This is a genomic window from Brevibacillus parabrevis, from assembly GCF_022701015.1.
Taxonomy (GTDB): domain Bacteria; phylum Bacillota; class Bacilli; order Brevibacillales; family Brevibacillaceae; genus Brevibacillus; species Brevibacillus parabrevis.
In genome coordinates this window covers 5,937,501-5,951,702 of the sequence record NZ_CP064090.1, presented here as the reverse complement: position 1 = coordinate 5,951,702, position 14,202 = coordinate 5,937,501, and the positions used below count along the sequence as shown (strand labels likewise).

The 14,202-nt window shown below is 50.9% G+C and carries 16 protein-coding genes and 1 riboswitch; of the genes, 12 read left to right on the top strand and 4 right to left on the bottom strand.

Translation table 11 applies throughout. The features are described 5' to 3' along the window. Nucleotides 1-38: 38 nt before the first annotated feature. A riboswitch (FMN riboswitch) is annotated at nt 39-193 on the top strand. A 254-nt stretch (nt 194-447) separates the two neighbouring features. The 4 genes from IRJ17_RS27340 (at nt 448) to IRJ17_RS27325 (ending at nt 3,762) form a co-directional block, all read left to right on the top strand. After that, entirely contained in the window at nt 448-1,056 is a 609-nt protein-coding gene (locus IRJ17_RS27340) for an ECF transporter S component (protein ID WP_122966131.1), read from the top strand. Between the two features lie 317 nt (nt 1,057-1,373). Next, nucleotides 1,374-2,840: a proline--tRNA ligase gene (proS, locus tag IRJ17_RS27335; protein ID WP_217023445.1), complete on the top strand. Its 1,467-nt coding sequence runs from the start codon at nt 1,374-1,376 to the stop codon at nt 2,838-2,840. A gap of 338 nt (nt 2,841-3,178) precedes the next feature. Continuing rightward, on the top strand, nt 3,179-3,565 hold the full coding sequence (locus IRJ17_RS27330) for a hypothetical protein (protein ID WP_242772533.1): 387 nt from the start codon (nt 3,179-3,181) through the stop codon (nt 3,563-3,565). Beyond that, the gene (locus IRJ17_RS27325; protein ID WP_242772531.1) at nt 3,511-3,762 is read left to right on the top strand and encodes a hypothetical protein; all 252 of its coding nucleotides are present in this window, start codon (nt 3,511-3,513) and stop codon (nt 3,760-3,762) included. The genes IRJ17_RS27330 and IRJ17_RS27325 overlap by 55 nt, the downstream gene beginning before the upstream one ends. A gap of 147 nt (nt 3,763-3,909) precedes the next feature. Here the strand turns inward: IRJ17_RS27325 and IRJ17_RS27320 are convergent, their stop codons facing one another. Together IRJ17_RS27320 and IRJ17_RS27315 are read right to left on the bottom strand one after the other, a co-directional pair. Continuing rightward, the gene (locus tag IRJ17_RS27320) at nt 3,910-4,548 is read right to left on the bottom strand and encodes an HAD family hydrolase (RefSeq protein WP_122966128.1); all 639 of its coding nucleotides are present in this window, start codon (nt 4,546-4,548) and stop codon (nt 3,910-3,912) included. Between the two features lie 84 nt (nt 4,549-4,632). Then, complete coding sequence (locus IRJ17_RS27315) at nt 4,633-5,265, bottom strand: ArsR/SmtB family transcription factor (RefSeq protein WP_063228734.1); 633 nt, start codon at nt 5,263-5,265, stop codon at nt 4,633-4,635. A 151-nt stretch (nt 5,266-5,416) separates the two neighbouring features. On the opposite strand from IRJ17_RS27315, the gene bcp reads away from it, so the two are divergent. From bcp to IRJ17_RS27295, 4 genes are read left to right on the top strand one after another with little or no spacing between them, the layout of a single operon-like run. Further along, entirely contained in the window at nt 5,417-5,887 is a 471-nt protein-coding gene (gene bcp / locus IRJ17_RS27310) for a thioredoxin-dependent thiol peroxidase (protein WP_122966127.1), read from the top strand. A 48-nt stretch (nt 5,888-5,935) separates the two neighbouring features. Next, nucleotides 5,936-6,988 (top strand): M42 family metallopeptidase, encoded by a 1,053-nt coding sequence (locus IRJ17_RS27305; protein ID WP_173597073.1) that lies wholly within the window; start codon nt 5,936-5,938, stop codon nt 6,986-6,988. 9 nt (nt 6,989-6,997) lie between these two features. Next, a complete protein-coding gene (locus IRJ17_RS27300) occupies nt 6,998-7,759 on the top strand; it encodes a class I SAM-dependent methyltransferase (RefSeq protein ID WP_122966125.1) in 762 nt (253 codons plus the stop codon). A 42-nt stretch (nt 7,760-7,801) separates the two neighbouring features. Next, nucleotides 7,802-8,350: a cob(I)yrinic acid a,c-diamide adenosyltransferase gene (locus IRJ17_RS27295; protein ID WP_173597071.1), complete on the top strand. Its 549-nt coding sequence runs from the start codon at nt 7,802-7,804 to the stop codon at nt 8,348-8,350. 46 nt (nt 8,351-8,396) lie between these two features. Here the strand turns inward: IRJ17_RS27295 and IRJ17_RS27290 are convergent, their stop codons facing one another. Continuing rightward, nucleotides 8,397-9,311 carry a complex I NDUFA9 subunit family protein gene (locus IRJ17_RS27290; protein ID WP_242772528.1) on the bottom strand — a complete coding sequence of 305 codons (915 nt, stop codon included), beginning with the start codon at nt 9,309-9,311 and terminating at the stop codon, nt 8,397-8,399. 127 nt (nt 9,312-9,438) lie between these two features. Here IRJ17_RS27290 and nth point away from each other — a divergent pair, with 127 nt between their 5' ends. The 3 genes from nth (at nt 9,439) to IRJ17_RS27275 (ending at nt 12,682) form a co-directional block, all read left to right on the top strand. Further along, on the top strand, nt 9,439-10,095 hold the full coding sequence (gene nth, locus IRJ17_RS27285; protein ID WP_122966122.1) for an endonuclease III: 657 nt from the start codon (nt 9,439-9,441) through the stop codon (nt 10,093-10,095). A 144-nt stretch (nt 10,096-10,239) separates the two neighbouring features. Continuing rightward, the gene (gene perR / locus IRJ17_RS27280; RefSeq protein WP_063228727.1) at nt 10,240-10,677 is read left to right on the top strand and encodes a peroxide-responsive transcriptional repressor PerR; all 438 of its coding nucleotides are present in this window, start codon (nt 10,240-10,242) and stop codon (nt 10,675-10,677) included. Between the two features lie 259 nt (nt 10,678-10,936). Then, a complete protein-coding gene (locus IRJ17_RS27275; protein WP_122966362.1) occupies nt 10,937-12,682 on the top strand; it encodes a glycosyl hydrolase family 18 protein in 1,746 nt (581 codons plus the stop codon). Nucleotides 12,683-12,754: 72 nt separating this feature from the next. On the opposite strand, the gene IRJ17_RS27270 is transcribed toward IRJ17_RS27275, so the two are convergent. Beyond that, on the bottom strand, nt 12,755-13,129 hold the full coding sequence (locus IRJ17_RS27270; RefSeq protein ID WP_005827746.1) for a YgzB family protein: 375 nt from the start codon (nt 13,127-13,129) through the stop codon (nt 12,755-12,757). 117 nt (nt 13,130-13,246) lie between these two features. Between IRJ17_RS27270 and IRJ17_RS27265 the strand changes: the two genes are divergently transcribed. Continuing rightward, on the top strand, nt 13,247-14,122 hold the full coding sequence (locus tag IRJ17_RS27265; RefSeq protein WP_173600099.1) for a nucleotidyltransferase-like protein: 876 nt from the start codon (nt 13,247-13,249) through the stop codon (nt 14,120-14,122). Nucleotides 14,123-14,202 lie beyond the last annotated feature (80 nt).

Below are 14,202 nucleotides of genomic sequence, written 5' to 3'. Positions count from 1 at the left end.
TCGAAAAAGCGCAGTATAATATGCTGTATACAACTACACAATTCCTTCAGGGCAGGGTGAAATTCCCGACCGGCGGTGATGGTGCAATCAGCACGTCAAGCCCGCGAGCCTCCCGAGCTGTTGATAGCGACGGAGTGCAGGATCTGGTGAGATTCCAGAGCCGACAGTACAGTCTGGATGGGAGAAGGATGACGACAGTACGTTTACCACACACGTGCTTGTTTGCCTGTGCTGGCAGGACAGATGCGATGAGGCATGCATGATGAGCCGCCTCGTTGTTTCTTGAACCTGTATTTATTGCACATGCTTTGTCATACGCCTGTAAGCTGCCCTGAGAATTATTCTCAGGGTATTTTTATGTTTGCAAAAGCGTAGACATTTTGGCACGTGTGGGCAAGACCGCTGTTGCCATTCCTCAGAAGGAGAAAAAACGAGGAGATGGTACACATGAAAGAAACAGCCCTGCACACATCGCGCAGAGCAACCCAGCGGATCGTGACGATTCCGATGCTGGCAGCCGTTGCTTTTATCTTGCAGTATTTGGAGGTTCCCGTTCCGCTGATGCCGAGCTTTTTGAAGCTTGATTTCAGTACGTTGCCAGCGCTGATCGGCGGACTCATGTACGGCCCTGTAGCCGGCATCATCATCGAAGTTTTGAAAAATACATTGCACATGCTCTTTAAAAATACAGACGGATTGTTGATCGGAGAGCTTGCCAACGTCGTGGCGGGCGCCAGCTTTATTTTGCCAGCCGTCCTTCTGCAACGCAGCGGACAAGGGAAAAAAGGCTTTTTATCGGGCCTCGCGCTTGGAACGTTGCTGATGACGATCGTCATGGCTGTTGCCAATGCGTACGTCCTGCTCCCGGCATACGCCGCTCTTTATCAGATGCCGATGGCAGAGCTGCTGGCCATGTTCAACGCAACCAGCGTCTGGTCCCTGGTCATGGTCGGTATCGTTCCGTTCAACCTGTTCAAAGGGGTCGTGCTCGCGCTGGTCGCGTATCCAGTCTACGCCAAGCTGGGTGCGCGCATTGCCCTCAGAACCACAAATTGACAACGGCTGCGCGACTTGCTAAGATATTCCCTAACAAAAAGCAGTTTAGCGAAAAGGCTATGAAAGGACCCGCAGCTATATCCTGGTTCCAGAGAGTCGGCCCTAGTCTGGAAGGCTGATACGAGGCGTACCTGCACCCCATCCTGAAGCCGCCAGCGACGAGCTGGTCCGGTTGCCCGCCGTTATCGGGTTGTTGAGTGGACTTATGGCTTGTGCCATGGTCAATCAGGGTGGTACCGCGGAAGTGAATCCTCCGTCCCTTTTTTGGGATGGGGGATTTTTTGCATTTTCATGTAAGAAAAAAGGAGCGTAGAAGGATGAAAGAGGACAAAGCGTTCGTAAAAGAAATTACACCGCAGTCGGAAGATTTCTCGCGCTGGTACATCGAGGCGATCAAAAAAGCGGATTTGATGGATTACACGCCAGTGCGCGGCTGCATCGTCTTCAAACCGGATGGCTTCGAGCTGTGGGAGCGCATCCAGGAGGCGATGGACAAAAGGTTCAAAGAGACGGGACATCGCAACGCCTACTTTCCAATGCTGATTCCCGAGTCCTTTTTCCAAAAAGAAAAAGAGCACATCGAGGGCTTCAACCCAGAGCTGCCTTGGGTGACGGAAGCGGGAGGAGAGCAGCTGGAGGAAAAGCTTGCCCTGCGCCCGACTTCGGAGACGATCATCGGACATATGTACGCGCAGTGGATTCAGAGCTACCGCGACTTGCCGATTCTGATTAACCAGTGGGCAAACGTGTTCCGCTGGGAAAAGCGCACCATGCCATTCTTGCGTACTTCAGAATTTTTGTGGCAGGAAGGCCATACCGCCCATGCGAACGAGGAAGAAGCGCGCCAGGAGACCATGCAAATGCTGGAGATTTATCGCGAGGTTGTGGAGCAGGAACTGGCGATTCCGGTATGGAAAGGGCAAAAAACGCCAAGCGAGCGCTTTGCAGGAGCAGTCGACACGTACTCCATCGAGGCGATGATGAAGGATGGCAAAGCGGTGCAGGCCGGAACCTCCCACTACTTGGGAGACAAGTTTGCGCGCGGCTTTGAGATCAAGTTCCTGGATCGCGACAATCAGTTCAAATACGTGCATACGACTTCATGGGGCAGCTCTACCCGCTTGATCGGCTCGATGATCATGGTGCACGGCGACGACCGCGGCTTGGCTTTGCCGCCGCGGATGGCACCGACTCAGGTCATCATGATCCCAGTCGGACCGATGAAGCTGCGCGATCAGGTCATGGTTGCATTCGATCCGCTGTTCGACGAGATCAAAGCGGCAGGCGTTCGCGTCCGGGCAGACTTGCGCGAGGAAACTCCGGGCTGGAAGTTCAACGAATGGGAGATGCGCGGTGTGCCGCTGCGTCTGGAGCTTGGACCGCGCGACGTGGAAAACGGCCAGGCGATTCTCGCCCGCCGCGATACCGGAGAGAAAATAACCGTGCCACTGGAAGGCATTGCGCAGACGATTGCCCAATTGCTCGAAGACATCCAGCAAAACATGTTCCAAAAAGCGCTGGCCTTCCGGGAAGCCCATTCGCATCTCGAAATCGATACGCTCGCGCAGCTGTCCGCGCACATCGAAAAATGTGAGAACGAAAACACGCCAAGCGGCTGGGTGCTCGCAGGCTGGTGCGGAGACGACGCGTGTGAGTCCAAGGTCAAGGAAGAGACGAAGTTCACGTCCCGCAACATTCCGTTTGAACCGCCTGCGCAAAAATCGGTCTGCATTTGCTGCGGCAAAGAGGCGAAGCATACAGTTTGGTTTGGCCGTTCGTACTAAGGTTTCATTTAATAAACAAAACAAACAAGGGAGTGCTCCCCGTACGTAACGGAGCACTCCTTTTTGTATCCACAGGAGTCAGCGTGTGCGGGTAAGTTGTAAAGTATTTCCATTAACGTAATTTATCATTCGAGTAAAAAGTATATACATAAAAGTAAATATTTTGTATTTTTATTGATGGTTATATAAACGACTCCACGAAGTATGTAATGTACATGGACCCATGGGATGGTCAACATTTTACTATGACTTATGACTCTTTCTTGGATAGCTCAAGACAAGAATGGATTGGCTCATTGTATGGTTTTGAGTCAGAATAATTTAAGGAGGGCAGTTGTATGAAGAGATATGTTTGGACATTGTTCGGTGCAGTTATAGTTGCTGGAATATCATTGGCTACTTGGGCTGGTGCATCCAATCAAGGGAACAAGGAAGCACTAAATGCATACAAGAAAATGGAACAAGCCCGGAATCAAGAGAACAAATCTTTGAACGAATCGAGCAATAATTTTACGCTGTCAGACTTCTCAATTCCAGGAGCTTTATTGTCAGAAGCGGATAAAATCAGCAAATACAAAGGTTCGAACGTTCATGAGTTATTGACTGCGCATGATGAGAAGCTTTCGTTTATTATGGAAGGTGATGAAGTAAAAGGGATACGGAGCCAATCATGGCAGGTGGTGAAAAAACCGGCCCTGAATTGTTTGACCTTCATGAAAAAATAAAAAACGATCTTGGTGACAATGTCAACATTATGTACTTTAGTTATGCAGGCGGATTTGTTTTTGTTGCTACTGATAACAAAGGGGAGGAAAGCTTGTGGCTCGATCAACGCGCTGCTCAGTTTCTGGAGCTTTCTCCTCACGTTCAACTCGATTCCGAAGAAGTTTTGCAACGAATCCGAAACAATATAAATCAATAAAATGACAAGGGGGCGTCTCTTCGTCGAGCAATCGACTTTTGAGGCAGCCCCTTCGTATTATGCGGTCAAAATCCGTATATGAAAAAATCTCAGCCATGCAAGACTGTCTATTAACGAAGTAATAGCAGGTTAGGCAACCCGAATCAATCAGCGGCCAAGCACCCAGTCAACAAACGCCTGCGCGTCAGAAAAGCGATAGTCCGGCTCAGGATCGAAGCTCCCGGCCTTCTGGGTGACAAGCAGCCAGTCAACGCCGACCGTAGTCAGCCCTGCGGCGCGTCCCGCGATAATGTCTGCGTCGCTGTCGCCCACAAAAATCGCATTCTCGGCTGTAGCTCCCAGCTGTTTCAGCGCTGTGAAAATGCCTTCCGGATGCGGCTTCGGCTCGGTCACCTCATCGCCTGTGATCACGACAGAAAAATACTTTTCCAATCCCCACTCGCGCAGCGATATATCTGCACTTCTGCGCCCTTTTCCCGTCACGACTCCCATCTGAATGCCCGCAGAATGCAACTGTTCAAGCATCTTTGCAAGCTGCGGAGGATTTTGCACCTGAGCGTGCTCAAGCGTGTACACATGGAAAAAATGATCGAGAGCGGCTTCGTGTTCATGGGCGGGCAGCTTGTTTTGCAAAATGCCAGTTTCGGTTGGACCAAACATCGCTACGATTTGCGCATCGGAGTAGTGCTCTTGCAAAAAGCGCTGAAAAGTAGAGCGAAAGGCCGTGAAAATGAGTGGGAGCGTATCGGCGACTGTACCGTCAAAATCAAACAAAATCGTGCGCATGGCTGCCCCTCCTTTGGAATAAAAAAAGAAAAACCATCTCTCTTGATGGTTTTCCTGGTGTTGGTCGATTTCCTTTTTACAGCTTTACAGCGGCTTGTTCTGGTCGTCTTGCTCCTCAAACTGCTCTTCCGAATCGTCTGTCGGCTCAGCAGGCGTCAGCGGAAACAAGACATCGAAAAACTTGAACTTGCGGCGGCCTTGCTCGTTTTTGAAGCCTTTGTACTTTTGCAACAGGTCGCTGATGTCGTCCACCAACTGATTGCGTTCTTCCTGGCTCAAATAAAATTCAGTCAGGTTGAAAGCAAAAGTATTCTGGTATTCCTTGCGAACATCCTGATCGCTTGCAACGAAACGATTGAGTGTCCTCATGAGATCCTTTTCTGTGGTGCGAAACGGAGTGAACATGACGTCACTCAATTGCTGTGCATTTTCTTCAATCATAAGCTGAAGCTTAACCTGAATCACCTTGGCGACTGGCTCGTAGTATTTCTCCACGATGGAACCTTTGACGCGGGTATCTACCTGTTCGAGCAAACCAACACGCACAAGTTCCTTCACGTGGTAGTGAAGACGTGCAGCATTTTCGCCTAGTTCCGTAGCGATTTGTTTGGCCGTACGCGGCTCCAAATCCTCGAAGAGTTCTAGAATCTTAACCCGTTCTGCTATGGCAAGGGATTTAAGCGCTTCTGGATCCGTTACTTCAAAAAACTCTTTCATGCCAATTCTCACCATCCAACTGACTAGGCCATTTTTTTATTTTTCTTAATTAATTCTATCGTTTTCTGCTAGAAAGCGCAACGTATATGCGGATGAAGTACCTGTAAGCTTGTGGTAAAATGAAACCAGTGATTTTTACGGGGGGATGAGCATGATCGAAACCGGACAAGCCGCGCCTTTATTTACTTTGCAGGCAAACAATGAACAGACGATTTCGCTTTCGCAATACCGCGGAAAAAATGTCGTGCTTTATTTTTATCCAAAAGACATGACGCCGGGCTGCACGACCGAAGCGTGCGATTTTCGAGACTATCACCCGATGTTCGCGGAGCTGGACACTGTCGTGCTCGGAATCAGCCCGGATTCCGTGAAGTCGCACGACAAGTTTATTGCGAAGCACGAGCTGCCGTTTGTGCTTTTGGCCGATCCGGAGCATGAAGTTGCGGAGGCGTACGGCGTTTGGGTGCTGAAAAAAATGTACGGCCGCGAGTACATGGGAATTGAGCGGAGCACTTTTGTGATCGACAAGGAAGGCAACATCGCCAAGGTGTGGCCGAAAGTGAAAGTAAAAGGGCACGTACAGGAAGTGCTCCAGTTTATCAAGGAAGAGCTGCAAAGCTAAAATCGGCGTTTAATACATAGTCATAGTACATAAAAGGAGGATTTTCTCATGGGTGTGTCTACCGAGTATGTCGTTCAAGCTTTTTGCCAATTGGCGAATATCCCGAGTCCGTCTGGCAACACAGAAAAAGTAATGGCGTGGGTCGCTGGGGAACTGGAGCAGCTTGGCGTGGAGTACAAACGGACGAACAAGGGAGCGATTGTCGCTACCGTGCCGGGGGCGCGTGATGACAAGGCGCGTTTGCTGACGGCGCACGTCGATACGCTGGGAGCCATGGTCAAAGAAATCAAAAGCAACGGACGCCTCAAGCTGACGTTGATCGGCGGTTTTGAGTTCAATGCCGTGGAAGGCGAGCACTGCACAGTGGAAACAGCGAGTGGCCGCCTGGTGACCGGGACGATTTTGTCTACGAAAGCATCTGTTCACGTCTATGGCCGTGAAGCAGGCAAGGCAGAAAGAACCGACTCCAACATGGAAGTTCGTCTGGACGAGAAAGTGACAAACCGCGAGCAAGTACAGGCGTTGGGCATTTCGGTTGGCGATTTTGTTTCGTTCGATCCGCGCGTGACGGTAACAGACAGCGGCTTTATCAAATCGCGTCACATCGACGACAAGGCAAGCGTTGCCGTTCTGTTGGGCGTGTTGAAAGCGCTTCGCGAGACGGGCCAACAACTGCCGTATACAACCCACTTTTTCATCAGCAACAACGAAGAAATCGGTTATGGCGGCAATTCCAGCATTCCAGCCAACGTCGTCGAGTATTTGGCGGTTGACATGGGCGCGATCGGCGACGGACAGACGACCGATGAATATTGCGTCTCGATTTGCGCGAAGGATTCCTCCGGGCCGTACCATTACGGATTGCGCAGCCACTTGACACGTTTGGCGCAGCAAAATGGACTGAATTACGCGGTAGACATTTATCCGTTCTACGGATCAGACGCGAGCGCGGCGCTCAGGGCCGGATACGACATTGTTCACGGCTTGATCGGTCCTGGCGTGGACGCCTCCCACTCCCATGAGCGCACGCATACAGAAGCGCTCGACAATACAGCGAAGCTCGTCATGGCTTACCTGGCTTCCGAGGACATGCAAGCATAGGAGGGCGGCATGAGCAATATGTATCAATGGGCTGATTACTATGACCTGATGCAGCGCGGACTTGCTGGCGATGTTGAGTTTTATTTGGAAGAAGCGAAGCAAGCTGGCGGAAAAGTGCTCGATCTGGCCTGTGGGACGGGAAGGATTGCAATCCCGCTGGCTCAGGCCGGAATCGAGGTTACGGGGATCGACCTGTCGCAAGAGATGCTGGCGAAAGCGCAGGAAAAAGCAGATGCGCAAGGCGTCAGCGCCGGATTGAAGCTGTTGCAGGGAGATATGCGCAACTTCGAACTGGGGGAAACCTTTTCGCTGATCATGATCCCGTTTCGCTCGTTTTTACATCTCTTGCACGTTCAGGAACAGATGAAGGCGCTTGCCTGTATTCGCAAGCATTTGGCGCCAGGCGGCAAGCTCGTCATGAACGTCTTTGTACCGAAGATCAATCATTTTTACGAAGAAAATGAAAAGATGTCCCTGCGCGGCACACAGATGTTGCCTTCGGGAGAAGAACTGTCGATGTGGGACTACACCCGCTACGATCACTTCCAGCAGTTGTGCGAAGTGACCCGCATCTACGAGCGCACAGATGCAAACGGAGTGGTAACCGAGCGGCTGAAGGGACGTTTTGCCTTGCGCTACATTTATCCGTCCGAATTTCATCACTTGTTGCGGTTGAACGGACTGAAAGTGACCAAACGGTACGGAACGTTTGCCAGAGCGCCTTTTGATGCGAGCAGTACGGAGCTGATTGTCGTTTGTGAGTCTGTGTAGCTTACTTGTTCCAGACAAAAACCAATGAAGGCGGGGATCGGAATGAAGATTTATACGAAATCGGGAGACAAAGGCGAAACTTCATTGGTAGCGGGAGTGCGCGTGCCCAAGTTTGCAGATCGCGTCGAGGCGTATGGAACGTGCGACGAGGCCAACTCCCAGATCGGGCTTGCCTTGTCCTTGTTGCCTGTGTCCGATGCGTGGCAAGAGCTGCAGGATGTTTTCCACATCATTCAAACCAAGCTGTTCCACGTAGGGGCAGAACTTGCCACGCCGGAAGGGAAAAAGGTCGGCTGGCCGATTGCAGAGGATGATGTTACGTTCCTGGAGGGGCAGATTGACCAGTTGGATGCCAGTCTGCCGCCGCTCACGAACTTTATTTTGCCGGGAGGACATCCCGCTGCTGCTGCCTTCCATGTCGCCCGCACGATGGTGAGACGCGCAGAGCGAAAAGCCGTCCACGTTGCCCAGCAGGAACAGGTGAATCCGTCGGTGGTCAAATATCTCAACCGCCTGTCTGACTATCTGTTCGTCGTCGCCCGTCACGTGAACAAAGAGACGGGTTCTGTGGAGAAAACACTGCATGAATAAACAAAAGTCCCTGATTTTTCAGGGGCTTTTTCTTTTTGGCGGATCGTTATGAAAGATAGGTGGAGATTCCTGGGCGAAAGGCGATTTTTTCTGTGGAAAAGGTGTCGTACAGCCGTTCGGCGTCCCGGCAGGCATTGCCTTCGAGCAGCATCGTCAGCTGCGTGTTGGTTATCGGAAAAAAGGAGAAGCCCTCCATTGCGTTGATGACTGGTTTCATGAAGGCGAGCGGGATGTGGATTTTGCGCACTTTTTGCTTGCCGAGCACCTCGCCGATCGTATCGAGAATTTGTTCGTAGGAGACGGGAGCAGGCCCGCCTGTTTCGTACGTCTGATTGGTTGCCTCGCGATGGTTCAAGGCTTGGACAAAGACGTCCGCTACTGTTTTTCGCGCTACAGGCTGCAACAAGTAAGAGCCGTTTCCGAGCACAGGAGTGACTGGCATGCGAACAAGATCGGCCAGCATGTTTACAAACTCGTCGCCAGGCCCGAAAATGACCGATGGCTGAAAAATGACGTAAGGGATGCCGCTTGCTTTGACAAGTTGCTCCGCTTTGTATTTCGTAAGATGGTACTGGCTCGTGGCGTTTTCTCTTGAACCGAGTGCGCTCATGTGGACGAAGCGTTTTACGCCATGCAGTTTGGCTGCTTCCAGTACGTTGCGCGTGCCGTCGACGTGAATCCGCGAAAAAGTGATTCCTTTTCCCGGCTGCTCGCGAATAATTCCGACCAGGTGAATGACGGCGTCGCAGCCTGCCATGGCTGTTGTAAGCGATTCAGCGTCCAGTATATCCCCAGCCACTTCCGTCACGCTTCCAGAGCCAGTCACCTCAGGGAGCAGTTTGCCTTTTGAATCTGCCCGACCTGGCCGGGACAAGCAAACGGTATCGTAGCCTTCTGCAATCAGACGATCCAGCACGCCTTTGCCGACAAAGCCGGTAGCTCCTGTCAGGAAAACTTTCATTCATATCGCCCCCTGTTAAATGATTCCAAGCTTATTGTACATCAGGTCACGAACTGCTTTCCATGGCTTGCGACGATTGCCGAGCTGTTCAAGATCGGTATAATGTAGGAAAAAGGGGGATATATTTATGGCACAACGCAAAGTACCCGTTGCAGACATTCTGGACACACTTCAGCAGATGTACCCGGATGCACACTGCGAGTTGAATTATACAACCCCGTTTGAGCTTTTGATCGCCACGATTCTTTCGGCGCAGTGCACGGATAAGCGGGTGAATGAAATTACAGAACCGATGTTCAAACAGCTGAACCAGCCGGAACACTATTTGCATCTGACGCAGGAAGAAATGGAAGAGCATATAAGAGGGCTGGGCTTGTACAAGAATAAGAGTAAAAACATTTTGGAGACCTGTAGAATCTTGTACGAAAAGTACAATGGAGAGGTGCCGCGAACGCACGCCGAGCTGGAGGCGTTGCCGGGAGTAGGTAGAAAAACGGCCAACGTCGTACTCTCCAATGCGTACGGTGTTCCGGCGATTGCGGTCGATACCCATGTGTTTCGTGTCGGGAATCGCCTGGGCCTTGCCAAGAGCGACAATGTGGACGAAGTAGAGCGCCAGCTGATGAAGAAGATTCCGCGCGAAAAATGGTCGGATGCGCATCATTGGCTGATTTGGCACGGGAGAAGAGTGTGCACGGCGCGCAATCCGAAATGCGATCAATGCCAATTGCAATCCATGTGCAAATACGCTTTGACCGAAGCGAAAAAGGCAGCAAAAGCTTGATTTCCATTTCTTTCTCCGCAATTCGGCGGAATGGATATTGACAGTTTTCGCCGAATAGACGTACACTTATTTAAAGTAATTCTAATCAATGACAAACAGAGTTGATTGATCTTTTGTCTTGCGAAGACTGTGGGGTGTGACAATATGGCACAGCGTGTAGAAAAAGCTGTAGAAATCCTCAAAAACACCGGGGTTCGGATGACACCTCAACGCCATGCAATCTTAACCTATTTGCTGGAGACGATGACTCACCCGACGGCTGACGAAATATACAAAGCTCTCGAAGGCAAATTCCCCAATATGAGCGTCGCGACGATTTACAACAACCTCAGGGTTTTTAAAGATGCGGGTTTGGTAATTGAGCTGACCTACGGGGATGCTTCCAGCCGCTTCGATGCCAATGTGGAAGAAGACCATTACCACGCGATCTGCTCTAGCTGTGGGGCGATCCGGGACTTCCATTTCCCGTACTTGCGGGAGGCGGAAGAGGCTGCGGCGAGAGATATCGGGTTCAAAGTCACCGGCCATCGGATGGAAGTATATGGCGTCTGCGAGTCCTGTCAAAAGAGTACCCTAAATTGAGTTATGTGGATGAACACCTTTTGCCTCAACGAATGTCGAAGAGTTGAGGCAGAAGGTGTTTTTCTGTTGAAATGTGTAACGTTTTGGCTGTTTCAAACGTCTTTTTTTGGAGGGAGAACGGCTCGTCCTGCGTTTTCCAGTATACAAAAGGTTGTGAATCGTTTGAACCAAGGCTATGATCGAAATATTGCAGGAATGATACAGATGATCGGAACCGTGGCGAAAGCCCGTTGGTTGGGAGGAGGGTATAACCGTGAGCATGCAGCTTAATACAGTACCTCGTCCCAGACGCAGAAGGGGAAGAGCGCTGCGCAGACTTTTCATGCTGATGTTTTTCTTGCTCGCCATCTTTGGGAGCATTTACTGGTTTTTCGTGCTGCGGGCGTCAACGGAACATGTGCAGCCGTACGACGGCGCCAAAGATGTCATCGTCTTTGAAGGAAAGCGCATGGATGCCACTTACTTGCTCGACGGGGAGCAAATCTTGCTTCCTTTTGATTTCATTAAAGAGAAAATCGACCCGGCGATCTTTTGGGATGAGCCTACCCGTTCTGTAATCGTGACGACGAAGGACAAAGTTTTGCGGATGGAGAGCGGGGAAGTCGTAGCTCATCTGAACAAGCAGCCAGTCAATTTGCAGGTGCCCGTGAAGGAAGTGGAAGGAAAGCGCTATGTGCCGCTTGATCCGCTCACCAAGCTGTATCCGTTTGCCTTCGAGCGAAAAGCCGATACAGGCGTGCTCCTTGTAGAGCAGGAAGGGTACGAGATCGAGCAGGCGCATGTGATCGGTGGAGAGGAAAAGCAGCTCGTCCGTGTTGGAGCCTCTCACCGGACACCGATCGTAAGCGAGCTATCCTCCGGGGATACAGTTGATGTTCTCGGAGAACAGGAAGGCTATTACCGCGTGTTGACAGCATCCGGGATTGCAGGCTTTCTTCCGGAGAAAAGCGTTGAGATGTCCGGAAAGCGAAAGGTCAGCTTGCAGCATGCCGGGTCTTCTGGCGAGCAAGTCGCATGGAAGCCTGATGGGCAAAAGGTGAACATGGTTTGGGAGCACGTCGTCAGCAAAAATCCGAATGTCGCCCAGATCGAGACGCTGCCTGGCGTCAATGTGATCGCACCTACCTGGTTTGAATTGAAAGATGCAGAAGGAACGCTTATAAACCGAGCGGACTCGGCGTATGTAAAATGGGCGCATAAGCGCGGCTACCAAGTGTGGGGGCTGGTCACGAACGGCTTCAACCCGGACTGGACCCAATCCGTTCTCGGCAGCTACGACAAGCGAGACAAGCTGATTGTCCAGTTGATCCACTATGCCCACTTGTATGATTTGGACGGCATCAACATCGACTTTGAAAACGTGTATTATGAGGACAAGGAGCGGCTCGTCCAGTTTGTCCGCGAGCTGACGCCTTACTTGCATCAGCAAGGACTAACCGTTTCCATCGATGTGACAATCAAGTCCAACGCCAAGACGTGGTCGATGTTTCTGGATCGCAAAGCATTGGCCGAAGTCGTCGACTACATGGCTGTCATGACCTACGATGAGCATTGGGCGGCAAGCCCGAAAGCAGGCTCGGTGGCGTCATTGCCATGGGTCGAGGCAGGCTTGCAAGGAGTATTGGAAGAAGTGCCGAACGAAAAGCTGCTTTTGGGTGTTCCTTTTTACACAAGATTGTGGACAGAAGCCAAGCAGGCTGACGGAACAGTCAAGGTAAGCTCCAAGGCGCTGTCCATGCCGAGAGCGCAGGAGTGGATAGCGGAGCGAAAGCTGACTCCGGTCCTGGATAAAGCATCTGGTCAGCAGTATGTGGAATACCGCGATCCGAAAGACGGGAATGTCTACAAGATGTGGTTGGAGGACGTCTCGTCCATGGCAAAGCGGATGGAGTTAGTGAAGAAATACGATTTGGCTGGAGTCGCCTCGTGGCGGCGAGGGTTCGAAGTGCCGGAGATTTGGCCGACCATCGAGGAAGGCTTGAAAAACGCTATAACCGCTCAGTAAAAAAGAAGCCACCTGCTGCCCGAATGGGAAAGTGCAGGTGGCTTATTGCATCTCGAACGAATGAGAAATCGATCATGTCTGGTTTTGCTGGGGCTGCCCGTCTTCCAGACGCAAAGGCTGTCCGCAAAACATACAGGCATCTTCTTTCCCAAGCATTTTCGTTACTTTTTGGCACGAAGGACATTCTACTTGAGGAGCAGAGGTAGATACCATGCCGGAGATCATAAACAAGACGGTGCTGCCCATCGTCAAAATAAAGCCGATGATCAAAAGCAGCGTCATGAAGATGTGAGAGCCTTTTAACAGGTTGCCAAGGAAAGGTATAAAGTCCAGATATCCTCCGAAAAAAGCGTACCCTGTATACATCAGCAAAATGCCGATCACCATGCTCCAGTTACCCCATGTGCGCATGCGTTTGATTTTGCTCAGGCGTTCAGTTTTTTTCATCATCATTCCTCCTACTATACAGTATAGCATACAAAGGATTTGTCTGTTGACAAGCAGGAAACGGACAAATCGTGTAGAATCCATAAGTTCAACCCAGGGGCAGGGAGGAACACCGACATGGCAATGAAGCGAGAGGAGAGTCAGCAAACGTATCTGAATAAGCTGCGGCAGCGCCCGGATGTACAAGCTGTGCTGGTTTTGCCTGTTTCGGATCTGCTGGTTCCGTTTCGCGATGGCGCCTTTTATCTTGTCGTGGTCAACCAGCCGCAAGCAGAGGGAAAAATCCGCCGTCTGCACATTCAGGGACGAGTGGTCATGGAGCAACAGATTAGTACCTGGCAGCTTGAAAAAGGGGCGGTTAGCGGTCTGGATGAACGTCTGGCTGCGTTGCTTTGGAGAGCGGATATTGTCTGGGACAAAGACGGTTATATGAAGCAGATGAAGAGTCGGTTGAGTCGTCTGCCTGTTGCGCTGCAAAAAAAGTTTATCTGTAGGGAGTATTCCCAACTCCTCCGTTTTTTCCACGAGACAAAAGAGTTTCTTCAGCAAGGACTGATCTTGGATGCCCATCATGCGCTCATCCAATCGCTGCATTCGTGGGCGAGGCTGATCGTGTACGAAGCGGGGGAACATCCGCAGGCTGCGCTGTGGTCCCAAGTAAAACAGATGGACTCATCGGTATTCAAACTGTATGAGGAGTTGTCCATTAATGGAGAAGCGTTGGAAAAGCGCATCGAGCTGCTTGTTCTCGCGATCGAGTTTTGGATTACGTCCAAAGTAAAAGAGTCCGTCACTTTCTTGATGGAGGTTATGGAATCAAAGGCAGGTCCGTGGCGCCTGGAGGAGCTTGTGAACCATCCGGCCATTGTAGATGCACAAATTGATGTCCCTCTTCTTATTGATAAAATGCTGCAAAGGCAATTGATTCAAGAAGTCGTTTTCACAGAGGGGGCAAATGGCGACAGAGAGTCAGGAGTAATATTGCTCAGGTAAAAGTTTTTAAATACTATTGACTTCTGGTTTTGCTACATGCTATATTAACAAACGTCGCTGCTGCGCAAGGAAATGCTGAC